The sequence below is a fragment of the Brevibacillus fluminis genome (genome assembly GCF_052072235.1).
GTDB classification, from domain to species: Bacteria; Bacillota; Bacilli; order Brevibacillales; family Brevibacillaceae; genus Brevibacillus_D; species Brevibacillus_D fluminis_A.
The window spans coordinates 5,802,657-5,828,377 of record NZ_CM125436.1 but is presented as its reverse complement, the minus strand read 5'-3'; the positions used below and the strand labels follow the sequence as shown (position 1 = coordinate 5,828,377).

At 43.0% G+C, this 25,721-nt stretch carries 19 protein-coding genes and 1 pseudogene; 11 read left to right on the top strand and 9 right to left on the bottom strand.

What is annotated here, in order from left to right; genetic code table 11:
• Positions 1–164 precede the first annotated feature (164 nt).
• Positions 165–3,326 (top strand): type I restriction endonuclease subunit R, encoded by a 3,162-nt coding sequence (locus ACTID9_RS28330; protein WP_441068956.1) that lies wholly within the window; start codon positions 165–167, stop codon positions 3,324–3,326.
• Positions 3,327–3,502: 176 nt separating this feature from the next.
• Here ACTID9_RS28330 and ACTID9_RS28325 read toward each other — a convergent pair whose 3' ends face one another.
• Complete coding sequence (locus ACTID9_RS28325; RefSeq protein WP_441068954.1) at positions 3,503–3,727, bottom strand: hypothetical protein; 225 nt, start codon at positions 3,725–3,727, stop codon at positions 3,503–3,505.
• A 594-nt stretch (positions 3,728–4,321) separates the two neighbouring features.
• Between ACTID9_RS28325 and ACTID9_RS28320 the strand changes: the two genes are divergently transcribed.
• From ACTID9_RS28320 to ACTID9_RS28310, 3 genes are all read left to right on the top strand, one after another.
• Positions 4,322–5,227, top strand: coding sequence for a hypothetical protein (locus ACTID9_RS28320; RefSeq protein WP_441068952.1), 906 nt, complete (start codon positions 4,322–4,324; stop codon positions 5,225–5,227).
• Positions 5,220–5,819, top strand: a complete 600-nt coding sequence (locus ACTID9_RS28315) for a hypothetical protein (RefSeq protein ID WP_441068950.1) — start codon at positions 5,220–5,222, stop codon at positions 5,817–5,819. Before ACTID9_RS28320 ends, ACTID9_RS28315 begins: the two co-directional genes overlap by 8 nt.
• Positions 5,820–6,106: 287 nt before the next feature.
• Entirely contained in the window at positions 6,107–7,999 is a 1,893-nt protein-coding gene (locus ACTID9_RS28310; RefSeq protein ID WP_441068948.1) for an AIPR family protein, read from the top strand.
• A gap of 428 nt (positions 8,000–8,427) precedes the next feature.
• Here ACTID9_RS28310 and ACTID9_RS28305 read toward each other — a convergent pair whose 3' ends face one another.
• The 7 genes from ACTID9_RS28305 to ACTID9_RS28275 all read right to left on the bottom strand — a co-directional run bounded on the left by ACTID9_RS28305 (position 8,428) and on the right by ACTID9_RS28275 (position 14,550).
• The gene (locus ACTID9_RS28305) at positions 8,428–10,101 is read right to left on the bottom strand and encodes a recombinase family protein (protein WP_441068946.1); all 1,674 of its coding nucleotides are present in this window, start codon (positions 10,099–10,101) and stop codon (positions 8,428–8,430) included.
• Positions 10,102–10,117: 16 nt separating this feature from the next.
• Positions 10,118–10,339, bottom strand: a complete 222-nt coding sequence (locus ACTID9_RS28300) for a hypothetical protein (protein WP_441068944.1) — start codon at positions 10,337–10,339, stop codon at positions 10,118–10,120.
• A 181-nt stretch (positions 10,340–10,520) separates the two neighbouring features.
• Positions 10,521–12,539, bottom strand: a complete 2,019-nt coding sequence (locus ACTID9_RS28295) for a phage/plasmid primase, P4 family (protein WP_441068942.1) — start codon at positions 12,537–12,539, stop codon at positions 10,521–10,523.
• A 448-nt stretch (positions 12,540–12,987) separates the two neighbouring features.
• Entirely contained in the window at positions 12,988–13,389 is a 402-nt protein-coding gene (locus tag ACTID9_RS28290) for a hypothetical protein (protein ID WP_441068940.1), read from the bottom strand.
• Between the two features lies 1 nt (position 13,390).
• Positions 13,391–13,648, bottom strand: a complete 258-nt coding sequence (locus ACTID9_RS28285; protein ID WP_441068938.1) for a hypothetical protein — start codon at positions 13,646–13,648, stop codon at positions 13,391–13,393.
• A gap of 77 nt (positions 13,649–13,725) precedes the next feature.
• On the bottom strand, positions 13,726–13,935 hold the full coding sequence (locus ACTID9_RS28280) for a hypothetical protein (protein ID WP_441068936.1): 210 nt from the start codon (positions 13,933–13,935) through the stop codon (positions 13,726–13,728).
• A 69-nt stretch (positions 13,936–14,004) separates the two neighbouring features.
• Entirely contained in the window at positions 14,005–14,550 is a 546-nt protein-coding gene (locus tag ACTID9_RS28275) for a hypothetical protein (protein ID WP_441068934.1), read from the bottom strand.
• Positions 14,551–15,001: 451 nt separating this feature from the next.
• On the opposite strand from ACTID9_RS28275, the gene ACTID9_RS28270 reads away from it, so the two are divergent.
• The 4 genes and pseudogenes from ACTID9_RS28270 to ACTID9_RS28255 all read left to right on the top strand — a co-directional run.
• Positions 15,002–16,708, top strand: a complete 1,707-nt coding sequence (locus ACTID9_RS28270; RefSeq protein ID WP_441068932.1) for a ParB/Srx family N-terminal domain-containing protein — start codon at positions 15,002–15,004, stop codon at positions 16,706–16,708.
• Between the two features lie 38 nt (positions 16,709–16,746).
• A complete protein-coding gene (locus ACTID9_RS28265) occupies positions 16,747–17,619 on the top strand; it encodes a DNA adenine methylase (RefSeq protein WP_441068930.1) in 873 nt (290 codons plus the stop codon).
• A gap of 518 nt (positions 17,620–18,137) precedes the next feature.
• A complete protein-coding gene (locus ACTID9_RS28260; protein WP_441068928.1) occupies positions 18,138–19,130 on the top strand; it encodes a ParA family protein in 993 nt (330 codons plus the stop codon).
• Positions 19,127–19,819, top strand: a pseudogene (locus ACTID9_RS28255) (SIR2 family protein); the annotation flags it as partial. The gene ACTID9_RS28260 and the pseudogene ACTID9_RS28255, both read left to right, overlap by 4 nt.
• 25 nt (positions 19,820–19,844) lie before the next feature.
• Here ACTID9_RS28255 and ACTID9_RS28250 read toward each other — a convergent pair.
• The gene (locus ACTID9_RS28250) at positions 19,845–21,830 is read right to left on the bottom strand and encodes an IS1182 family transposase (RefSeq protein ID WP_441068926.1); all 1,986 of its coding nucleotides are present in this window, start codon (positions 21,828–21,830) and stop codon (positions 19,845–19,847) included.
• Positions 21,831–22,449: 619 nt separating this feature from the next.
• Between ACTID9_RS28250 and ACTID9_RS28245 the strand changes: the two genes are divergently transcribed.
• From ACTID9_RS28245 to ACTID9_RS28235, 3 genes are all read left to right on the top strand, one after another.
• The gene (locus ACTID9_RS28245; protein ID WP_441068924.1) at positions 22,450–22,791 is read left to right on the top strand and encodes a zinc ribbon domain-containing protein YjdM; all 342 of its coding nucleotides are present in this window, start codon (positions 22,450–22,452) and stop codon (positions 22,789–22,791) included.
• A gap of 528 nt (positions 22,792–23,319) precedes the next feature.
• Positions 23,320–24,432, top strand: coding sequence for an HD-GYP domain-containing protein (locus tag ACTID9_RS28240; RefSeq protein ID WP_441068922.1), 1,113 nt, complete (start codon positions 23,320–23,322; stop codon positions 24,430–24,432).
• A 42-nt stretch (positions 24,433–24,474) separates the two neighbouring features.
• The gene (locus tag ACTID9_RS28235; protein ID WP_441068920.1) at positions 24,475–25,575 is read left to right on the top strand and encodes a threonine aldolase family protein; all 1,101 of its coding nucleotides are present in this window, start codon (positions 24,475–24,477) and stop codon (positions 25,573–25,575) included.
• The last annotated feature ends 146 nt before the right edge of the window (positions 25,576–25,721 follow it).

Genomic DNA, 25,721 nt, shown 5'->3' with positions numbered 1-25,721 from the left:
TGCTAGGCTTGACTCGGAGTCTTTGCGGGCATGATTACTTGCGAACAATGGCGTAACTGTGTGGCATGATAGGTTAATCGCCCTATCATGCCAACACCCCAAGTAATGTCAAGCTTGGGATTCGATTGTTAATAAGCAAAATACCTAAAGAATGGAGGTCGAACATGGATATTAAATTTATAAGGGGTCAATTTACCGAGGAACAATTGGAAAAAGCCATAATCGAGTTGTTTTTGGCGCAAGGCTATACCCATGTGTTAGGCGATTCCATACACCGTAAATTTGAAGACATTTTGCTTGAGGATGATTTGCGTGCATATCTTGCCAATAGGTATAAAGACGAAAGTCTGACTGAAAATGAAATACAAAAGATTATCAATCGCCTGAAACTTATTCCACCTGAACCACTGTATCAAGGCAACCGTGAGGCGTTTTGGCTTGTAAACGAGGGTTTTGACCTCCTGCGCGACGACGCAGGGAAAGTTGCACTTCACGTGGGTTATATTGATTATGATGTACCTGAGAACAATATCTTTAAGGTTGTCAATCAGTATTCCGTTCAGGGCGAACGCCTGCGCCGCCCCGATATGCTATTGTTCATCAATGGCATACCTGTCGCAATATTTGAGTTCAAATCGGCAATCAAGGAAGATACGACCATCCATGACGCTTGGGAACAGATTCATATCCGCTACTGTCGTGACATCCCCAAGCTGATGAAATACTGCTTCCTCTCCGTCATTACGGACGGTGCAAACACAAAGCTTGCGAGTATCTTCACGCCTTACGAGTATTATTACGCATGGAATAAGGCTAGCGACGAGGAGAAGGTTTCTAACGGCATTAGTGCGCTGTTTACCATGATTAAGGGCGCTTTCGCCAAAGACAGGGTGACGGCTATTCTCCGCGACTTCGTGTATTATCCTGACGAGAGCAAAAGCGAACTCGCAGTCATTACCAGGTACCCGCAGTTTTTCGCGGCGAACAAGATGCTTGCGAATATCAAGGCGCATCTGCGTCCGTACGGCGACGGTAAAGGGGGTACTTATTTTGGTGCGACAGGCTGCGGGAAAACTTATACTATGCTGTTTCTTTCCCGTTTGCTTGCACTTCGGGAACGGGAAACATTCAATAACCCTACTATCGTCATAATAACGGATCGGGAAGATTTGGATACCCAGACTTCCGAGTTGTTCGTCGCGTCCAAACGCTACCTACACGATAAGAATGTGAGAAGCATTGAAAGCCGAAAAGATTTGCAGGAGGCACTTGGTAGTGCAGCAAGCGGTGGCGTTTACATCACAACGATTCAGAAGTTCTGTGAATCGACGGGGCTTCTCTCTGACCGTAGTAATATCATCTGTATCTCGGACGAGGCGCACAGAACACAAACGAATACAGGAGCAAAACTGAAAGTGACCGACAAAGGCGTTACAACCACTTTTGGTTTTGCGAAATACCTTCGTGATTCTTTCCCTAACGCGACCTACTGTGGCTTTACTGGAACGCCGATTGACGAGACCATAGCTGTGTTCGGCGACGTGGTTGACAGTTATACCATGAAAGAATCCAGTGACGACGGCATAACCGTCCGCATTGCCTATGAACCGCGACTTGCGCGGGTTATCCTCTCCGAAGAACAAGCGAAAGAAATCCAGCGATATTACGAAAAATGCACGGAAGAAGGCGCGAATCCAGAGCAGGTCGAGGAGAGCAAGCGTGCTATGAGCGAAATGAAGCGCGTTCTCGGCCATCCCCACCGACTGAAGCGGCTGGCGGCGGACATTGTGTCCCACTACGAAGCGCTATGCGCCGAAAAGCCCGCTATAGTACAAAAAGCCATGATTGTCTGCGCGGACAGAACGCTGGCTTTCAAGCTGTATAAAGAAATCATTGCTATTCGTCCTGATTGGAACATCCCAAGAAAATCAGAAAACGAAGCCTCACTATCCGAGGAAAAGCTGGCCAAGCTGATTCCGCTTGAAAAAATAAAATTGGTGGCAACGCAGGGAGACAACGACGAAAAAGAATTATTCGACCTATGCGGCAACAAAGAATACCGCGCGAAATTGGACAAGCAGTTCAAAAACAACGATTCCAACTTCAAAATTGCAATCGTAGTTGATATGTGGATTACCGGTTTTGACGTGCCGTCTCTTGCCGTGATGTACATCGATAAGCCTATCCAGAAACACACTCTTATTCAGACAATTTCACGTGTCAACCGCGTGTTCGAGGGCAAGGATAAAGGCTTGGTGGTTGACTATATCGGCATCAAGGAAAATATGATGGAAGCCATCAAAATTTACGGTGGCCCGCAGGAAAGCCCGATTGATGAACTGCGGATTTCTCTTTTGGTGTTCCGCAATCATCTGTCTTTGATTGACGCGCTCATGAACGGTTTCAACGCGGATAAATTCTATTCCGGGCAGCCCCTGGAGCGGCTTGTTTGTCTGAATGCGGCCGCCGAATATGTGCAGATAAGCAAAGAAGTCGAAACGCGTTTCATGGATTTATCGCGCAAGCTGAAAGCTGCCTATGAAATTTGCTTCCCGTCAGGCGAGTTGACCGATGAGGAAGTTACAAAAGCGCAATTCTATCTCGCAATTCGCTCTATCATCTATAAGCAGACGAAAGGCGACGCACCGGACGCGGAAATAATGAATCGTGTGGTCGAGAAAATGGTGCAGGAGGCTATCACATGCACCGGAATCGAAAACATTGTCAACGCCAATAAACCGGAAGATGTTTTCGGCAACGAGTTCCAGAAACAATTGGATAAGATTGACCTTCCAATATCGAAGTTTAACGCTTTGCTTAAGCTGCTCAGGAAGGCGATTTCAGGCTACGGGAAAACCAATAAGGTCAAGGCAATTGCCTTTGACGAGCGGTTAAAAAAGGTTGTCGACACCTATAATAACCGCGACAAACTTGTTTTCACCAGCGAGGTCGTGGCGGACTTCATCAATGATCTATCTGACGAACTGATTAAAATACTGACCGATTTACAGGAGGATAAGGCATCCTTTGAGAAACTCGGCATAACTTATGAAGAAAAGGCTTTCTATGATATTCTGGTCAAGGTGCGTGATGAACACCAGTTTAAATACGAAGATGAAAAATGCCTCTTACTTGCCAGGAAAATCAAAGAGTTGGTTGACGATAAAGCTCAATACGCCGACTGGTCAACGCGCGACGATATCAAGAATCAGCTTAACATGGATTTGACGGTTCTGCTTTATGAAAACGGTTATCCGCCGGAGTGGGACGAGGAAGTCTTTGAGCAGGTGCTGGAGCAGGCGGAGAATTTTAAGAAATACGCTTAGTAAAGCATGCCGGGAAGGTAAAGACGGTGGCAAGTACGTTTGAATCAAACGATTAACTTGTATCGGAAACCTTAAAGGAATTAGATATTGGCACGACCAAATACCCCAATGCGTTGTGATGACGGTCGAAACGCATTGGGGTTTATAAAATTTTATGCTACTTGCCAGAATACCGATTAATTTAAGAACTGATTAACGTAGTGATCGTCTTTAGAGAATCCAGGTAGGAAAAGGTTGATTACCTCATCTTTACGATAACGCCAATAATTATCAGCGCAATATTTTTTCGTTTCTCCACAAGCTTGTGCTATTCTCTTTCCTTCTGCAGGATGCATATCACTATAAGCTCTAAGTTGCCGAAGAGTCATATCATCAAACTCAGCTGTTCTTTTTCTGGCCATTTATGTCACCTCGATTTTCTGGATAAGGCTATTTTCCCCTATGTACAAAAAAATACTCGCGATTTGGTAATAAAGGGAACGGCGGAAATTGTTATGGGCGATTTTTGAATACAAGTTCCCTCAGCAATCACTTTTAATACGAACAAACGTTTGGTATAATGTTGGAAACGGATGTTCAGGGGTTATTCTTTACGGTTTAACAAGTAGCTGTGGCACTGTTATAACGTTCTTTCTCGCCAACAGTAAGTCAAATTACAAAATTAAAAGAAAGGAGGAGTGGAAACACCTTACGTTCACCCGATCTCAAGAGTTCAAAGCCGATTACATCGCAGGTAAGCTCGATGACAAGTTATTTTTTCATGCTGCGGTACATTGGTATCAACCAAGATATATTAACGCAGTTGTTCTCAAGTTCAGATATTAAGCAGTTCACCATATCAGGGTGGTGTGGAAATCGTTTTCTAAAGACAGGATGAAGCATTGTCTGTTCTAGGAAACCCATGGTGCCCGAGTTCATTAAAATATGGAGAACTCAGCTTGCAGGGATTATTCTCCTCTTTGTCGAAGAACTGGGCAAAAAGGAGGATGTCGAAAGTGCCAGATAAAAAGAAGAACTTCTATGCGTATCAGATTGACTTGCATTATCTGAAAGGACGTCAACATCAGGTCGATGCTGTTAAGTGGGACGAGAAAATCGTATGCGACCTGTTCGACCATATTAGTCAACTGCCGGATAATCAGAAGACGCAACGGTTTCACGATTCATGGTTGATCTACTTGGATCATTTCTCAATTGAAACTAACTATTTATTTGGGCGATTTGCATATGCTGAGTATGGAACAACAGGGGAATTGATTCATGCCGATAACCTTACTCGTCGTCCTAATCCGAAGCACTTGAGGGAAGGTGAGACGCTATACACTTATTTCTTGATTCGTAAAAGTGATGGCCTCCTCTTGCTCCAGTCACATATGAAGTTAAACAGGCCGCGTGTAGAGGAGTATTTAGAACAGCTTGGGAAACCTGTGATTCGGAATAACCAATTGACTTATATCCAAATCTGCACCCTGTTGGACAATTCATTCTTTGATAATATTCAGGCGTTAAACTCAGTTAATAAAGTCTCGATTGAGGTCACGACCGCCCAGGCTGCCGCTGACGAGAACGCTGCTGTTCAGATGCTTCAATCAGAAGCTGATCGAATGGACGCGACAACAGTTAAGCTAGACTTCTCTGCAAAATTCAGGAGGAGTGGATTAGCTGGCGCAGTACCTTTCATCAGAAGATACAAGGATAAACCGGGGGTTACTAAGATTGTGGTAAAAGGCAAGCTAGCCGGTGCCGAAAAGGTGATTCGCATGGACGAGTCACAAGAAAAATATACACGGAGCGTAGAAGTTGATGGGACTGGGCAACCTACATTACGTTCTGCTGAAGCTGTATTAAGCCAAATTGCCCAAACCAGAGCTCCGTTAAGGAGAGAGGACGAGGATGCGTAAATTAAAAGCGTTCTATAAGGCGAATAACTTCCCTATAGTAACGTTTAAAAGGTATTGGAAAGACGCGTCGACATCCGAACTAATAGTCGACTTGTTTTTTCCGGTTGTGTTAGCAGTAGTCCTGCTATATTTCACCTCGTTTACTGCCGATAAGCTTTCGATGTTGATTGAAAAGTTTCAACAGGTAAGCGGACAGGTTATTGCGGCGATTTCAATATTAGCCGGATTTAATATTGCGAGTATAACAATTCTTTCCACAATAACTGGGGGGCCAACAAGAAAACTTAAAGAAGCAAAGACGGCTGACAACAAGATGAGGCTTTTTGATACCGTAGTGTGTTTCTTTACTTGGGCTGTGATTATACAGCTCATCGTTGTCTTTACAAGCATCATTCTTTTTTACGTTGGCTCGTTTATTCCAGATTCATTGAAGAAATGGCCGATCTATTGGTGGGCTTGGGGCTTGGCTGGTCTTTGGCTATTAATCACGATACATTCGATACTTCTTTCAATTCGGAATATGAAGACCCTCTACTTATATCTAACATACAAAGAAGAGGAAAATAAATCAAATCAGAATACGAGTCCATAAGCAAATCAACGAAGGAGCATGCCGCGGCGGCTCCTTTCGTAATTTTCGTCGTTTCCTCCGTTACGGTGAAAAGAATCACAATTGATTTACATAAAGCTGATATTTATACCATACAATGACTTACGGCAAAATAAGCGAAGAATTATGGTTTAGTATTTCTGAACTCGTTTCTGCGAAAATCTACAGTGATAACCAGAATCATCATTTGATGCATGACGGATTTTTTGTAGAGCCAAAGAGAACGGGATGGTATAATTTAACTAATTTCGTCGCGGGGAGAGGGTTGCATGATAAGTACTACTGCCCTTAATTATCAAGAGTTTAAGGATGAGTGGCTAACAGATGTTATGGATGGTAATCCATCATCTGTAGAACTAGGTAAACGTTTTTCTACTAAATTGGTAACTCAATGGCTAGAATTAGATAGCTATTCAGATGATTTTGTATATTGTGATGGAGCTGGTGACGGTGGTATTGATTTAGCCTACCTTCTTAGAGGTGAAGATAGTTTACAAGATGATGCAGAGGGCGACACATGGTATTTAATACAAAGTAAGTATGGTTCCGCTTTTGCAGGAACAGCAACACTATACGAAGAAGCTGTTAAAGTTATTGATGCCATCGAAGGATTAAGAAGTAGCCTATCCTCTCTTTCTTCAGATTTAATTGACAGATTGAGAACTTTTATTTCTTCATCCTCAGAAAAAGACAAACTTGTGTTGGTTTTTGCTACTGTTGATAATTTAACCGAGGAAGAAAAGAGGGCTGTAGAAGCAATACAGTTAATTGGCAAGAATAGAATAGGCTCTATCTTTAGCGTTGAAACTGTTTGTATCGAGACGATATATCGTAGGGTTTTGGAGGAAACAACATCCTCTAATCAAAGGTTGACAGTAAAATTAAATGGTCAACTTGTTCCATCAGGAGATGAACTATTAGTTGGCTCTATACGACTCGTAGATTTATATGAGTTTCTTAAAAGCTACAAACATAAAACAGGGGACTTGGATTTAATTTACGAAAAAAATGTAAGGAAATTTTTAGGGAATAAACGGAAGGTTAATAAAGGTATTGAGAAAACACTTCTTGAGAAACCTGAGCGTTTTGGTCTCTACAATAATGGTATTACAATTGTTGTGCAGGATTTTGAAAAACATGCTGAAACCGAATACGAGTTGACTGAACCATTCATTGTTAATGGTTGTCAAACTACTAAAACAATTTGGAGTGTTCTCCTTAAAAAGTTAGATAGTGGGGGGACAGGTTCCAATCCGGAATTAGATGATTATAAATATAGACTAGGGAAAGGCATTGTCATCTTAAAAATCGTTAAGGTAGGTTCTCAAGGAGAGGACTTACTAATTGAAACAACAAGGTACACAAATAGCCAAAATGCTGTAACCGAAAAAGACTTTTTAGCACTTGAAAGGGATTTCAGATCGTGGGCAGATCAAATGGGATCCAAGTACAATATTTATCTTGAAATTCAAAGAGGTGGATGGGATTCAAGGAAGGCACAGCAGAAACAGAATCCGTCAATAATCCCATTTTTTACAGAACATGCTAATTGCTTTGACTTATTAAAGGTATATTCTGCGGGCTGGCTTGCTGAAGCGGGATTAGCATTCGGTAAAAATCCCCCCTTTGCACCTGGAGGGAGTATCTTTACGCAAATAGTTAATGACTCTAATTTTGGGCTTAACGATCTTTATGCTGCTTATATTCTAAGTAAAGAAGGTGAAAAGTATAAGTTTGGTAGAGGTGCTGAAAAACCAACCAGGGGCCAAACTAGATATCTGTATTTCTTTGTACTTATGGAACTTCTAAAAGATTGTATATTACAAGCTGGCCAGAATAGCTACTATGAAGATAGATCGTTTTACACTAAATGTATTCTTAAGCTAAATGACATTAATAACAAGGATGCCTTTAATGAATTGCAGGAAAATGCAATTGCAGTAATAGATGAATACATGTTGCCAAGCGGAGACTGTACTTATAATAGAGAACCAAAATTCTCAGGGGATATTAACTCATTCTTGAAGTGGGAACAACTTGGAAAGGGAGACCACACACCAATATTAAAGGAACTTATTGGGCTTTATAAAAGACAACTAAGAAGGCGACCCGAATATAGCTCAATAATCGAAACTATTAAAGAGACAGCATCTGAAATCTAGGCAACTTTCCCAATACCAAAACAGTAATAGACCGACAAATTTTTCTTTTTTCACAGCCATGGATTAGCGAAATGAACCACTGCTATTAATATTTAGGCACCTGAGAGGTGCCTATTAATTTTACTGTTAGAGAGTAAAGTGGAGATTTTTTAACATGTCAAACAGATTTTATTAGTTAGTAAAGAAAAATTGAACCTCAGACCTGTTACGGACAGGCGTATCATAAGTGACGGATTATTTTTTGGTGGGAGAGAAGGACAAAATTGACCGTCCGACCCGTTACGGTGAACCGTATCACAAGTAACGGAAAGTTTTTTGGGAGGGGAGCGGGCAGAAGCCTCTAAAAACGGCTTATGTGTCATGGGTTTACCTTCCTTCACATTTGCAAGAATCCTTTGTTTTAGGGGCAAATTCGGGCGTATTTTATACTAGATTACGAGGGTGTATCGGTAGGGGGGCTTTTGCTTGGGGAAAGCAAAAGCCCCCTCCACCTTATTGGTGGAAGGGGCTAAGGTTAAAAAATACTTTTTGATTCCTTCGTCGAATTCCAGCTCGATTCCCTCTATTTCTTTGCCAGCCTTCTTGATGTGTACTTGCTTGATTACCGTTTGCAGGAGGGTTTTCTGCGTGTTGTGCGGCGAACTCTCCAGCAAGTTGTGGAACTTCGTCATTACGGCACGGACTTCCTTGATGGAAATGGGATTGGACGAATTCGATTCCAATTGCCTTTCAGCCTCTCTCTTGCGCTGGGTAAGCGTGTCGTATTTGCCCTTCAGTTCGTTTAGTCTTTCGAGCAGAAAGTCGTTGTCAATTGTGTCGCTTTCGTACAGCCTGAAGTACTTTTGTTTCTGAGCATCGAGCGTTTTCAGTTCCTTTTCCAAGAACGCAATTTCTTTTTGGAGTGGAGTGACACTTTTCACACGGTCCTTGTTGATCTTATTTACGATGTCGTCGAGTACCTTGGGATGTTGAACTACCTCAGCGATTCGCTCCAGCACGTAGCTTTCAACGAAGTCTGCACGTACGGAATTGGAACTGCAGGCGCGACTCCCGTTGTTCTTGAACTTGTTACACACGTAGTAGCGACGGACGACAACAGTACCATCTTTGAGCGTGTCTTTGACCCGGTGTGCGCCAAGTGTACCGCCACATTGTGGGCATCTCATCAGTCCGGTCAGGAGATAGGTTCCCTCGTACACCCTAGGAGACGTTTTGGACTTTTTGCCGTACAGTTTCTGAACGGCCTCCCACATGTCCAGGTCTATGATGGGCTCGTGTTCTCCGTCTGCTATTATCGGGTCGGGATTGATCCCCTTGCGACGCTTTTCGTTCCAGTTTTCGCGGACATTGTAACGGATTTTGCCAATGTACACAGGGTTATTCAGGATGGTTTTGACCGCAACCGTGCTAAAAGCGTTGCCTGGCTTTGTTTTGTAGCCTTCTTTGTTAAGCTGGTTGGCGATGCTTCTAAGACCTTGGCCAGCGGCGTACATGCGGAAAATTTTACGAACCAGTTCCGCTTCCAGAGGATTTATCATGAGGACGGAATCAGTGCCTTTTCCTGAGGGAACTTCCACGACGTCGTAGCCAAGGACGTTACCGCCATTCCATTTGCCGTCCCGAGCCCTCTGTTTCATGCCCATTTTGACGTTCTCGACAATGCTATTACGTTGGAATTCGGCAATTGCTCCAAACATTTGAAGGTTGAGTTTGCCTGATGCTGTTTTAGTGTCGTATTGCTTTTCCGAGTAGCTGAGAAATTTTACGTTGTGGTGATCCAACTTGTCGAGGATGCTCAACAGATCGGACATTTTACGGCTAATCCGATCCATCCTCCAGACCACAACTTCGTGGATCAGGCCTTGTTCCACATCACGTAACAATTCCTGGATAGCAGGACGTTTATCAATGCTTTTTCCGGAGATCCCAGCATCAATATATTCTTTGAAAACGACCTTTTGTTCGGATTTGCACAATGCCCGTAAAAGTTCTATCTGAGCGGGGATACTGTATCCCTGCTCTGCCTGCTCCTCAGTGCTAACACGGGCGTAGATGGCGACATTTATAGCGATCGGTTTATTTTTTGTCTTTGTGTTGACCATGTAACTCTCTCCTACGTTATGCAATTTGACGGAAATCTCGTGTACCAAGCAGTTGTGCCGTCAGTTCAAAGTCAGCGAATTCATCATCTTCGCGCTCCAACTGAGCGCAGATGTACTGGATTGTTCTTTCATCAACAGAAGCCTTGGCTGACCGCTTGTGTGTGGAAAAGTAGCTGGTGACCATTTCAGCCAAAATTTGTACCATCGCATTGTAGTTATCCTGCGTGGTTGGTTGCATGGCGCATACCTCCTGGGATATTGTTACTATTTTGACTGTAGTCTAGGTGTTTGAGCCAGCACCGCCTGAGATCGTGGAATCTCAGGACAGTGCAGTGCAGTCGAGTTCAGCAGTAGAGCAAAACGGAAAACAGTCTCTCACCTTGCGTTGCTTGGAAAGTACACCAGAGCAGCCAGAGCGTCTAGGAAGCGTCGTTGTTAGGTGAGGAAACAGGTTTGCGCCTTTCAGTTAGACCTTTCGGTACTACTAGTGGTTTAGGAGGCGTTTTCCTCGTTTGCTCAGGCGATTCAACTGGAAATACTTGTTGCGGTTCCGGTTGCAGATCGCTTGTTGGAAGTACATCGTTGTCATCATCATTCTCAAAAAGCTTGGAGACATCATTTTCGACCGAAGGCTCCGAGACGGGTACTTTAACAACTGGAGTTTTCTCTGTTTTCACAGGCTTTGGGCGTTGGTCAGTCCTTTTTACAACGGACTTTGGCCTAGCTTGCTGTGTAGTGCTCACAGTGGTATTGCTAACCAAGTGGGGTGCGTTACTGTCGATGTCATCATCGTCGAAGAGTTTAGAGATATCGTCTTTCGGCTCTTTCGTCAGTACAAGTCCGGGGTAGTATCGCCAACCGTTACTCATTTTTATTTCAGGTATCGGTAGCCCAGCTTCCAAGAGTCCCGTTTTAAAAGCTGCATAAAACAGCTTACGGTTCCTGAAAGCTGTTGCGGCAAACTCCGCTTCGCCAGTTCTTCTGCACCATACTTGAAAAAACTCGAACAGGTCGTTTGTACCAAGCCGATCCTCTGGCCTGCCAGCATGTATGTGATCGGCAACGAAAGGAATGGCCGGATTTTGCTCATTTTTATAGTTAGAGACAGCCTGGTTGATGGCATTCGAAGTGGAAAAACTGAAATCTTGCTCTTTCAGCCGTTTCAGGCCTTCCATTGCGAAATTGAAGATGCCAGGAAGCTCTTCAACTAGCTTTTGAAGAAGATTTTTGTCAACTTCGTTAGCTTTGAACACTCTACGGAACGGAACGATCACTAACCTTCTGTAGAAACCGTGAGACTTGTCAATGGCCACCGGAAGGGCATTGAGACCAAATACCAGTTTGCAAATCGGTTTGTAGCTGAATCCTTTTTCGTGTTTGTTCTCCACCCGAATGTTGTCACCGGATACAATCGTTTTGATTTGTTGTGTGTTAATCCCTTTTTCACTAAATTCATTTTCTGCCGAAACATTGAGGATTTTACCGACCAGTTCAGCACGGGCAAAGGGCTGGTTAAGCTCGTTCATGGCGACGTGCGAAACATTAAGACGTCCAACCAGGTGTTCGATTAATTCGATCAGTACAGATTTACCGTTTGACCCAATTCCCTCGAAAATGAACATTTTATGTGCACGTGTTTCAGAAGTGCAGCAGTACCCCATGATTTCTTGGACAACCTTTATGGTTTGCTCGTCGCCTTGGAAGATTTCCTGGAGAAATTGCAGAAACCTCGGGGCCTGAGCTTGTGGGTCATACGAAATGGGATTCTGGATGCTGGAGAGGTATTTCGGGTCATGTGGTTCGAGCTGAAATGTATCGGTATTGTACATGCCATTGGCTAGATTGATGTAGCTTCGGTTACAATCAAACTCTTCCACAAACGGGGACGCTCTGAGTATGGTAGCCATGTAGCCAGCCTCCCATTTCGGGCTCCAGATGTTTTTTTGTACATTTTCGATCTCTCGATACAGGAGTCGATGCAACTGTTTTTCACGAAATGGCTTCCACACAACATTCTCGTAGTAGAAAAAGCGTTCCCCCGTGGTTAGTCGTAGGTTATACTTGGTAATCATGCGTTTGGCAAAAATACTGGTATTCAAACGAAATTCGCCTTCGTGAGCGTCAAATTCAAAGCCTAGTTTCTCTAGCTCGGCCAATTTTTCAGGTGAATAATGTGGTTGCCCAGCCGACTTGGCAGAAGTATTGTTTTCTGCCTCCACTATTTGCTTCCATGCATCGCTGAGGTCTCGTGAGGAAACTCCAGCACTTGTAAGCTGTGCCTTCATCCGTTGGAATTCGGCTCGATCACTTTCTGCAAGCTGGCCCAGGGCTTTCAATACTGGAAGTTCAAAGGGAGCACCTTTATCGCCTGCCTGCCATTTTTCTAGCACGTCATTAATCAGGGAACGAATGTTGTCCAGTGTTTGTGTTGTTACCACGTTGGTCTCTCCTCTCGTGAAAAAGTAGAATCAGAATACCAATTGGAGATGGAGTTTCGCCAACGACACAGGATGGAGCAATCGGGAGAAAAAATTACACCGCCACAAAACGCCGACACAGGTTTTGCTGTGGAGAACGGGCACAAAAGGTTCGTTAAAAGGGTGAGGTCGGACGAAAAATGACCCTTGAAATTTGTGGAAATCAGCTTTTTTGGCACAAAAGTAGGCAATTTTGGACTTCGTATTTTTGGGAGCGGGTTCGATACTCTTTTTGTGGCGGAAATCCAGCCTGAAACCGATTGTGGTAACAGCGAAAATATTTTTTAAAAAAGTGCCCTTCAACCGTGTGAAGGGCAGGTGCAGAGGGGGAATGTTCAGCTTTTCCCTTTACCAAGTAACACAATGACCTCAGCGACGAGAATCACGATTTTTACAATGGTCGCTGGATTCATAGTTGTTGCTCCAGCCATTGCAGAATCTCTGTATCTCCGGCAACAGCAGCTTCGGGAGCATAGAAAGCCATTGCGTATTCGTTCGAGTAGATCACTACGATTTTGTACCAGCATTCTTCGTACCGTTCCACTTTCTCGACAAACTCGGGCAAACTGCCAAGCAAGCCCCGATCCTCTCTGAATAGTCCGACCACGGACAGGTCACGAAGGTTATCCCCCTTCTCCAGTACGACCATGAAACCATAGTGATCCAGCGCAAACTTTTCGTCCAGGCCGTCAAAATCGAACGCCTCTTTTAGTCCAAGAAACTCCTCCTCCAGGTATGCCTGGAAGCATTGGGAAAAGACTTGTGCTTCTCGTAAGCATCGTACATCTTCCAGCATTTTGATCGTTCTCATATTACATGTCACCTTTCTTCATCTGGTAGGCAAGCAGTGCCTTTTGGATTTTTGTGTCCAGCCATTCCTGCCGAAGCCGTTGCTCGACCTCGTGTATGATGGTCAGGATTTCGTTGTACGTTTGTTGCTTGAGTGGTTGTCCCGTTTGGTAGAGGTTGTCCAGGAGTAGCATTGTGCACAGCTCACAGGTCTGGATGCCGAAAACGATGTTGTCCTCTTGCAAAACAAACTGCTCGTATTGTTCGGCTGGCATTGTCATGCTCGTTCACTCCTTTTTTGACACGAAAAAACACCGCTTCGCTTGGATTTTTGCGAAACGGTGCTTTATGTTACGGTTTATTGACTTACATCTTTCTTTGCTTTACCCAGTCCAGCAATCCACTTGATTATTGCAAATGGTAGTGTGACTACCCGCCAGACAAAACGAAGCAGTCCAAAGAGGAAATCAATAATCATCGAGAGCCATCCCATCAAAGCTCTGAAGAGAAAAGAAAGAATACCCAGTGCGAGGATTATCAGGATGCCGTAAAACAAAATGTCTGTCATGGTACCATGCCTCCATTATTGTAATATGTAAAGAAACACACGGATTTTATGAAAAATGCCCCACACCGATTATTGGGTGTAGGGCTGTTGGTTTGTTCGCTCTGTGCTTTTACTCTGACACGGTATATTCCGATTCTTTACTTCCAAGCCATAGAATTTCCGTAAATGTAGCTTTACCGCCGTATTGACAAGGTTGTTGATCCGATCAATTTCCCCTGATTCGTACAGCTCCTGTACCTTCTCGTACACGTCGTTTTCGAGGTAGGTTGTAACCCGTTTGAACCGTTCCTCAAAGCGAGCCCTCCTTCTTGGAAAATTCCTTTCTACTTCTTGATGTTTACCACGATATTCGTTCTCTAATGCAGTAGTCTGACTAGGACTCTTTACCTTGGTGCTGGCTGGGTACGCTATCACAGTTGATGTAGCCTGTTCTTCTGGTTTTAGTTTCGGTGCAAGAATTCTATTTTCTTGGACTTTATGCCTAGCAAACTTATCGCCTTCTATGGTTTCTTTCTCTGGGGAAGAATCCGAAGGTGTTTTATCAACCTCCCTTACTGTTTTCTTTGCATGCTGATCTGCTATTATTTTTGCAAAACTTATCTTTCTGTTGCTCATTATTCCTTTTCACTCCTACCGAATTTTTCAGATGCATAAACGTGTACAAAACGTAAATGTAATGTTTATGTATTTGTTTGAAGAAAGTGAATCGAAAGTGAGCCTGTTTTTTACCCCCACCCTTCAGGTAATTTCAGGAAAATGATATGTTTATGATTTGAATTGATACATTCACGTGTGAGTGCGTGCAATAGCAGGATAGTAGGGCAATATGATAGAGTGTGAGTAGATGATGGTATTCTGGTGCAGTACAGTTTGCAGTACAGGTGTAGATCAGCTACGATCCCTTGTATGATAGGGAAGGTCAGCAGTGCAGCACCTCCTTAAGGAATTGGTTACATTTAGGACAACATATTTCGTTTAAGAGATATATCTTAGCAAAGATGAATTCTCGGTAGGAAAATTTAGCAGTATAATGAAGATACGAGTGAAAGGGGCTGGAGTGTTTGCTATGAACTACTCAGATTGGACGGAAGTTAGTGTTAATATTTCACAAATATTGCTTGATTATGATAATCCTCGGATTTTTCTAGATGATCCGAATCAGGATAATATATTGAAATTTTTAATGGAGGAAGAAGGTACGATTGAGTTAGCAAAAGAAATCAGTATTAATAGGGGATTGCCTCCAGCAGAAAAGCCTGTTGTCATAATGGAAAACGGGAAATATGTGGTAGTTGAGGGAAATCGGAGAGTATCTGCTTGTAAACTGCTTTATGAACGTTCACTCGCAAAGGACCAAGCCAATAAGGTGCCCATTATTGATGAAAACCTGAGATCTTACCTAGAGAATTTTCCTGTGGTGCTTGCACCAAGTAGAGATTCGGCTGAACCTTATATAACGATGCGCCATTCAGGTGAAAAAGGCATTAAGAGATGGTCAACGATTGCAACTACAAAAAGGTATATAAATAGATTCAGAAAAGGAGAGTCTATTAACCATATATCCAGAGTACTTGGAGAATCAGCAGTTACTGTTAGAAAAGGTATTAGGTTTTTTATATTCCTAGAATTTGTGAGAAATGAGCTTTCTTGGACGGATGAAGAAAAGAAAAACTTAGAGATTTATAAAATGGAAACAACAAAACTAGATAGATTTCTTCCTTTTTCAAAAAAGGCGAAAGAAATATTGCAGATTGACTTTTTAGCCGATCAAAGTATTACAACTAGTTTACCTTTAGAAAAATTTAAGGAAGCACTTAAAATAATTATTAGACGTGTTTACTTAGATAATGAAATAGATACTCGTTCGAGTATAGATGATGTTTTCAACTCCCAGATTATTAATTTGTGTTCGATTACTCCAGAGGAAACTGAAAGTGATGCAGGCACGCAGGGTGGAGCAGGCACGCAGGGTGGAGCAGGCACGCAGGGTGGAGCAGGCACGCAGGGTGGAGCAGGCACACATGGTGGAGCGGGTACACAGGGTGGAGCGGGTACACATGGTGGAGCGGGTACACAGGGTGGAGCGGGTACACAGGGTGGAGCAGGTACACAAGGTGGAGCAGGCACACAGGGTGGAACAGGTACACAGGGTGGAACAGGTACACAGGGTGGAGCAGGTACAGAAGATGGAGCAGGTACAGAAGGTGGAGCAGGCACAGAGGATAGTGGAGGGAATCAAGGTGGACCAGGAGGACGATCTGCTCCTGATGTAGAAAAGTATAGCTATCTAACAGGAGCCTATCCTTTTACAAACAAATACAGAGAAAACAAGAGAATTAATGCCTTACTAAAAGAACTTAAAAACATTAAGTATAAAGAGAATAGAATGGGTTCTATGTATTTGATACGTTCGTTACTTGAAACTTACACACATGAATATATCGATCATTTTACCAAATTTGAGAGAGATATATACAGAATGAAGGGTGTAGCTAGAGAAAGAACAAAACGTAATCAAAAGTTAAGAGAGCTTTTATTAGACCATATTAAAGTCCATATAAAACAACACTTTCCATCTTATGAAGAGGAAATTGAATTGATTGAGATCACTTTCACAGAAAATAACAACACTGCAGCAACGAAAATTATAAACTTTTATATACATTCACAAACTCAGGTACCGGATTATCATGAATTACTTGATGCGTGGAAAAAGGTATCAAAAATAATATTCTGTTTAGACGAGATATTGTATGAAAGGAAAACTCAATAATTTTTTGTATAGAGAAGTTTTGCAAGGAGGAACATCAATTGCCTATTACTCACTCACCGCTTCGTTATCCAGGAGGAAAGACTCAATTATACAAGTTTGTTAGAAATATAATCAAACTGAATAATATTTCCTCACCAATTTATGTAGAGCCTTTTGCTGGAGGAGCTGGGTTAGCAATTGAGTTGCTTCTAAAAGGGGATGTCGATTCAATAGTAATTAACGATTTTGATGAGGCTATATACAAATTTTGGCACAGCGTTCTTTATAACACTGACAACCTAATAGATCTTATCGAAAATACACCTGTTAATATCGAAGAATGGGAAAAACAAAGAGACATCTATAATAATCAAAATAATTATAGTAGTCTCGAAGTTGGTTTTTCTACCTTTTATCTGAATCGGACGAATCGTTCTGGGATAATAAAAGGAGGGCCAATCAGTAGAGATAACAGTGGGAAGTACACCTTAGATTGTCGATTCAATAAAATTGATCTAATAAACAAGATAAGACGTATAGCCGATTTGAAAGATAAAATTAGACTTTATAATTATGACGCAATATATTTAATTCAACATGTTTTGCCCACTTTTCCTACTAGACAGCTTTTTATATTTTTTGATCCGCCTTATTATAAACAAGGGAAAAACCTTTATACTAATTTTTATAGTCATGATGACCATAAAGAACTTTGTTTTATAATTAAGGGGATAACGAAGAGTAATTGGATAACAACTTATGATTATCACGAGAATATTGCTGATCTATATAAAGACGTACCCACAAAAATATACCAAATTAAGTACTCTGCAAATAAAAAAAGGAAAGAGGTAGAATACCTGTTTCATAATCAGAATACTGTTGTTGAGTCATTCGATAAGGTACAGTTTATAGTTCAGAAAGAAGGTTGACCATCGAGAGAGGGTCAACCTTCTTTTTAGAATGATTTTAGGAGATTTGCTACTCCCTATTCCTCACATTCAACGCACTTCGCACCATTTAATGAACCTTTCGGAAATAGCATTCCACAATCAGAACAAAAGTCATAGCGGTCTTTATGATTTTCGCATACACGAAAGCCATCGTTTGTAAAATACTCTGACTTTTTATTGTCACAATGAATGCACTTGGCCATGCGCATCGCCTCCGTCTGGACGTAATGATTTTGTAAATCTATTATATTATGAGTTGTTTCCATTTACCAAGTAAATACAAATGTAGTCACAACTAAAATTTTGAGCGGTAATTTAGTATTTCAAGGCATCATATCCCAAAGAATGGTCTTGAAACTTGCCGTTACAGACTGCGCGGAGAACCGTATCATAAGTGATGTATTTATTTTGTTGGAAAAATTTACAGCATAGTATATATTTAGTTGTGTGAGTCAAAAGTCATGATATTTCTTTGTATTATTTAAGGTGGGATGAAAATGAGAGCAATAGCAATGTTTAATAATAAGGGCGGGGTCGGAAAAACTACCCTTGTTTGCAATTTAGTTAGTTATCTATCTCTAAGATTGGGAAAAAGAATATTAGTTATTGACGCAGATCCTCAATGCAACACAACAATAAATATACTCCCTGAAGAACAATTTGAAAGGTTCTATTACAAAAGAGAGGGTTTTACCATATATGATATTTTGAGACCACTGCACAGGGGACAAGGATACTCAGAAAAAATTAATTTTTACCCCGTTGAGAAGTTTGGTGTAGATTTTCTTATTGGTGACCCCCGCTTGTCCTTAATGGAAGATTTACTATCAAATGATTGGAAGGATGCAACATCTGGTGAGCCAAGAGGGCTAAGAACAACTCTTGTGTTCAGTGACTTATTAAGAAAGTGTGAAGACTACGACTATGTTTTTTTTGATATGGGCCCTTCGCTGGGGTCGTTGAACCGAGCAATACTACTTGCTTGTGACTTCTTCTTAACTCCAATGTCGTTAGATATTTTTAGTTTACTAGCCCTAGAGAATATTGGTCAAACAATGGATGCTTGGAGACGGCGGTTCTCACAGGGGATAGAAAATAACTTGGATCCGGATGCTATTGAAGGGTTAAGGAAAGAATTTAATATTAAATTTGTTGGATACGTGACTCAACAGTACACAGCAAAAACGGTTGACGGTGTCAGGAGGCCTGTCAAGGCATTTGATCAGATATTAGACTCTCTTCCAATTGTTCTTAAACAAGAATTAATAGATAAAGTCAATGGAGATATAAAGGGTATTCAATACGAACTCGGGTCAATTCCTAATTTGCATAGTTTAATTCCAATTTCACAATCTGCCCATAAGCCAATTTTTGATTTAGAATACAAGGATGGAGTTGTAGGTGCTCATTTTTCAAAAGTGGAAGAGTTTAATCAAATTATACATGAAATTTCTATCCATCTCTTGAGGAATATGGAGGAGATGTCATGATTACTTGGCCGAGGGAACTTATTAGAGACATTGCAAGAAGAAGGACTGTTATTTTTATTGGGTCGGGTATCTCGAGCAATTCACAAAATAGGCAGGGTTTACGACCACCAACATGGGAACAGTTCCTTTTAGAGGCCCTAGAAACTTTGCCATCTGGAAAAGAAGACATTAGAAAGTATATTGATGAGAAAGATTATTTAACGGCATGTGAGATTATTTATAATAGAATGGGAAGAACTGCATTTAACGATTTCGCAACGCAAAAGTTTCAACGTCCCGGTTTTGAAAGCCATGAAATTCATGAAGCTATATTTAAATTAGATTCAAGAATAGTGGCTACCCCCAATGTAGACAAGATATATGAAACCTACGCGAATAGTGTCACGCGAGGTACGATTGCAGTAAAAAATTACCATGATTCAGATCTTGCAAATAAAATCAGATCTGAGGATTTTGTAATTATAAAGGTTCACGGTTCAACCGAGAGTCCAGATGGAATGATTTTTACTAGAAAACAATATGCCGAAGCAAGATATAAGCATGCTTCTTTCTATCAAATTATGAGTGCATTAGTAATGACCCATACTTTTGTGTTTTTAGGATGTGGTTTTTCCGACCCTGACATTAGGTTAATTTTGGAAGAATATACTTTTACTCATCCTGGTTGTAGACCTCACTTTTTTGTAACTCCTACTGAAAATATTAATGCTGAATTTAAAAGAATGATTGAAGAAAATTTAAGTTTAAAAGTATTAACCTATAGTTCAGCAAACAGTCATAGGGAATTATCTTTATCATTAGCAAATTTAGTATTGCTGGTTGAGGAAGAGAAGGATGAAGTATTAAAAAATCTGGTTTGGTAGCATAAGTGTTTCTTATAGTTTTTTCAATGAAAAAAATAGGTAAATACTTTTTTAGCTTAAAGGGGCTGTCCAATAAGTCCCTAAAATAAAAAGTTGGGCGGAAAAACGTCATGTTTTCCGTCCAACTTTTTTTGTTCTGTCGCGTTTGCAGTAAAGTAGCTTGGCGGATGCCCGCCACCTTCAGTAGATTGTGGGCCAAAGCCACAATCCCAAACTCGGTGTGAACCTTCTCTAGCCCTCGCAAGGAGAACCGCCGGAACGACCTGTTGCCCTTGATGTGACCGAATACGCTCTCTACCTCCACTTTACGTCGAGCATAGATGGCGGATTTCTCGTCATCCTCAAGAGCTTTTTTGGCCTTTGCTTTTACCTCTTCCCAGATCGTATTCCAGTGTACCTGGCGGTTCCCCTTTGCCTTGGTGCAGCTTGCCTTGAATGGACAATCACTGCAATCTTCACATTCATAAATCTTAAAGCTTTGTTCCAGGCCAGAAGTGTTTTTTTTCGTTTGGTATTTCTTAAAGCGAACGTACCGGCCATTTGGGCAAACAAATTGGTCATCGCGCTCTTCATACATCCAGTTGGAGGCGTGCCGGATGTCTTTCTTGTATCGACGTGTTTTCTCTTTCATGTAGCTGCCGTAAGGAATGAGAAAATCAAAACGCGGCTCTTTTTCTTCGCCCACCGCATACAAATAGTTCTCTTCGCTGCCATAGCCCGCATCGGCAATCACCATTTTCGGCATGGGCAAAGAAGACGCGGCTAATCGCTCCATATGTGGCATAAAGCAACGCGTATCTGTAGGTCGCTGATGAAGGCTGTAAAACAAAATGAATTGGTTTTCCGTGGCCATTTGCACATTGTAGCCCGGCTTCAGTTGGCCATTTTTCATGTGATCTTCCTTCATCCGCATAAACGTGGCGTCCGGGTCTGTTTTGGAATAGCTGTTGCGATCACCAAAGCAGGCTTTCTGCTGCTCATACTTGGCGAATCGGGGAAGAAAATCCTCCCGAATTTGTTTCAGCGGCTGCTTCAAGGCACTGCGCTCTTTGCGTAACTCTTTCCGCTCTTCGCTGCCGTTTGCCTCCGCTATTTGTTCCGTCAATCTTTCCACCTTTTCCTCCAGCACGACTGCTGCTACTTCGAGCTTGGTAGGCAGTTCATCTGGTTCCGCCGCCGCGTATTCGCCAGCTTCTTGCTGCGTGAGCGTATGAATATGTGCAAGGGCAGCCTGTACTTTTTCCTTGAGCTTCTCCTCGAAGCGTAATGTCGATTTCTTCCACACAAACGAATACTTGTTAGCGTCAGCTTCGATCTTCGTACCATCTAAAAAGTACTGCTCCATCGTGATATAGTTGTCTGCGATGAGCGTTCGGATCATCGTTTCAAACAGCTCGTCCATGAGCGTTTTCATGCGCACACCACGAAAGTCGTTCAGGGTACGGAAGTCGGGCTGTTGCATCGCTGCCAGCCACATGGCCGGGAGATTTTCTTGCAGTAGCTTTTCGATGCCACGACAGGAATAAACTTTTTGTGAGTAGCCGTAGAGCATGACTTTGAGCATCATTTTGGGATGGTAGGCACTTCGGCCTCCGCCTGTATAGTGAGCAAACAACTGCTCATCCGGGATGGCTTCAATCATCTCGTCAATCACGCGGGCTACGTGATGGGGAGGAATGTACATCTCCAGATCCAGAATCATCTGAGCCTGTTTGTTGTCATAGTCTTTAAAGGTAGGTGCAAGGTTTCTTTTGGAAACGATCTTTTCTTCCAAATCCCCTAGAGGAAGGGTCAGCCCTGTGGTATACTCTTCTATAGTAGTCATTTGATGAAGCATAAAAACCGTCCTTTTGTAGAGTGTGGGTGTGGTAACTTCCATTCTACAGGAAAAGGCGGTTTTTTTGTGCCTTATTTTAACATGTAACAAAAACGGGGCGTCCAGCGGTCAGTTTTCACTGACTTTCTGGACAGCCCCTTTTCTTTAAAAAGCAAACTACCGATATCCCCCCATCCCTTTACTTAATCTCCCACGTAAAAACCACTGTCACCATCAAAGGCGTCTTCTCTATTCCAAAATATCTCTGGAAACTCATCGATAGCCAAACAAAATCGCAAATTATTGTCTCGGTTTAAATTAAAGCTAGTAGTAAAATAGAGCTCCAATGCCCTGTAAAAAGTAGGCAAACGTAAAAGGAAATGCAAAATTAGGAGTCTTCCAAAAGGAGGCTATGGACAACCCTTCTGTCTTTATCGTCAAACGATGGACAAAGTAAAAAATCTTTTGGCATGGAAAGTTTAATCGATAGATTATTTTGAGGAACGATATCATACCCGTAAACTCGCTACTGGCAATGCACAAATACCTGCAGCACAACAGAGCCATTTCATATGCCCTCGTTCTTTTTGCTATAATGTACCCAAAGCAAAATTAACTACCATAACCCAAGGAGAACCGAATGCCCAACCTACCCAATTGCCCAAAATGCAGCTCCGAATACGTATACGAGGATGGCAGCCTCTTGATTTGCCCGGAATGCAGCCACGAATGGTCGCCTGGCGCAGAGAGTGAGATCGGCGAAGAGAAAAAAGTTGTGAAAGACGCCAATGGAAATGTGCTAAGCGATGGTGATACGGTTACAGTCATCAAAGACCTGAAAGTAAAAGGAAGTTCGTCGGTCATCAAAATCGGCACGCGTGTCAAAAACATTCGTCTGGTGGAGGGCGACCATGACATCGACTGCAAAATCGAAGGTTTCGGAGCGATGCAGCTGAAATCGGAGTTTGTGAAAAAGGTATAGGTGCAATGCGCAGTGCGAACATCGCAAGCTGATGTATGTAAAACTACAGAGATAAAACAGATGCAAACGTGGCCTGCATGCATATAATCAAGGGAGTAGGGATTGTCCTGACCGTTTTGAATGATCAATGACGGTTGGGGCAGTCTTTTTTAATTGTGTAAGAATTGATAACCGCTAGCACATATACATTTTGGAGCGGAAGAAAAACTTCCACAGATTGATGGGCTGACTTCGCTGAAATGACTTCTGACAGAAGGTTTTCCTATCGGTCAGTTTTAGCACGAGTGAACTATCTAGAAACTGTAGTCCCGGGAATGATGCGAAACGCCTTTCAACAACCAGCTGTTAGGTTTACCCGAAAGAATCCCCTCCATCAATAATGTACAGCTATCGCCACCACCCCAACAAATCTACATTTTCCCCCAATTCTTCGCTACACCCTTACAGGAAAATTGCGCCCGGTTGTGTAAGATAGTATACCGTGAGAGTCATAGCATCATTTACCCGTGATCAAGGTGGAAAAACAACATGCGACTAATATCATTGGATCAATGCCAGGCAGGCATTAAACTCGGACGGCCGATTTATAATGAAAATGGCGTCGTTCTTTTGGCTGAGGGTGTCGAGCTTACCGACAAGCTGATCGATAAGCTGAAACAATATAACGTTTCCACCATCTATATCGAGGATGCTGCATCGGAAGGCATCGAGATTGTCGATGCGATTCCTGAGGAGCTGCGGATGGAAGCGATCAATACGATCAAAGTGGGGCTGAGCGATATTGCGCAGCTCAGTGTCGCGCATTCGAATATTCAAAGCATGATGAAATCGGGGCGGGCGATTCGCAGCTTTCAAAAGATTTTTCGCGGTATCATTTCAAACCTGACCGAAAACCGCATGGCGATCAATTTGCTGGCGACGACCAAAATCCAGGAAAGCTATGTCTATACCCACAGCTTGAATGTGGCGATCTATTCGTGCCAGTTGGCGCTTGAAAACGGTTTGCCGCTCAAAGACATCGAGGAAATCGGGCTTGGTGCCATGCTGCATGATTTGGGCAAGCTGTACGTTTCCCGCGATATTTTGCAAAAGCCCGGCAAGCTGACAGACGAGGAGTTTGAGCAGGTCAAACAGCACTGTCAGCTGGGCTTTGATACGATCCGCAAAGTGCACGAGATTCCGTTGCCTGTCGCGCATTGCGCTTTGCAGCATCACGAAAGAATTGACGGTGCCGGCTATCCACGAGGTCTCACGGGGGATGAGATCCATCGGTATGCCAAGATCATCAGCGTTATCGATGTGTTTGATGCGGTGACGAATCCGCGCCCCTATCGGTCGGCGGAGCTACCGCATAAAGGGCTGGAGCTTTTGTACGCTGGAAGCGGAACGCAGTTTGACAGTCGGCAGGTGGACATGTTCAAAAAATGCATTGCGATCTACCCGCCAGGATTGACGGTGAAGCTGAATGACGGCCGCGTGGGCATCGTGTCCGAGTACAATTTCCACGCCGTCGGACGGCCGCAAATCCGGATCATCCAGGATGCTGAGCAACAAAAAGTTAAACCATATGAAATCGATTTGACTTTGCAGGAAAACCTGACGCTGGAGATCGTGGAAGCAGCGGCGTTGCTGCCCTCATAGGCGACTTTTTGCGAAAAGATTGGAGAGGAGCTGTGCCGTATCATGACTGAAAAAAATCTGTTGACGGCGTTTAAACAAACCATGTTCCGTGGGGTTGGCCATGGGCCGCGAACGCTTCACGCGTTGAAAGAGTCTTTGCGCGACCTGGATGATAGTGTGGAAAGCGATATGTACGGGAAAGGCGCGATTATCGAAAATTTTCAACAGAAAATGGCGCAGCTTTTGGGCAAGGAAGCAGCGGTGTTTTTCCCGAGCGGAACGATGGCCCAGCAGATCGCGCTGCGCATTTGGTGCGACCGCAAAGGGCTCAAACGGGTGGCGTACCATCCTCTTTGCCATCTCGAAATTCATGAAGAAGACGGTTTGAAAGAATTGCACCGGATTGAACCGATTTTGCTAGCGGACAAAAACAGCTTGATTCGCCTGGAAGATGTGATGAACATCGGCGAGGATATCGCCTGTCTGCTGCTGGAACTGCCACAGCGCGAAATCGGCGGTCAGCTGCCGGATTACGAAGAGCTTGCCGCGATTTCGGCCTACTGCCGCGAAAAAGGGATTATGTTGCATCTGGACGGTGCTAGACTGTTTGAAATTCTTCCCCACTACCAAAAGACAGCTGAAGAGATTTGCCAACTGTTTGATAGTGTGTATGTCTCCTTTTATAAAGGAATTGGCGGGATTGCGGGCGCTATTCTTGCGGGAGAAGAAAGTTTCCTGAAAGAATCGGTCGTGTGGAAAAGGCGCCATGGCGGCGATTTGATCAGCTTGTACCCGTATATCGTCAGCGCCGATCATTATTTTGAACAGCGTTTGCCGAAGATGGGGCAATACTATGACAATGCAAAAGAGCTGGCTGGATTCTTCAATCAATGCCATGGGGTGGAAACGCGTCCGGCTGAGCCGGTGTCCAACATGTTCCATGTGCATATCTCATCGCCAAAAGAAGTTGTCGAACCGCTCCTGATAACGATTTATGAATCGACGGGAATTGGGCTGACGGGGAATTTGAAGGAAAACGATGGCGGAGGCTGTTATTTCGAGTTGAGTGTGGGCGATCAATACGACCACATCCCGAAAGAGGGATTACAAAAGGTATTTTTGCTTCTCGAAGAAGGGCTGAGGGCAGCATCTTCCTCAAGATAATACGGGGGATTTCCGCAGAGTTGCATAAATGGCGGTTGCGAAGAGAGTCATCCATGATCAAATGACTTGATAGGCAGCCGTCTTTTTTGTATGTGAGTAAAACGGGCCATTCGTTAACGCGCGAAAATTTCCCCGGCAAAAGGGAG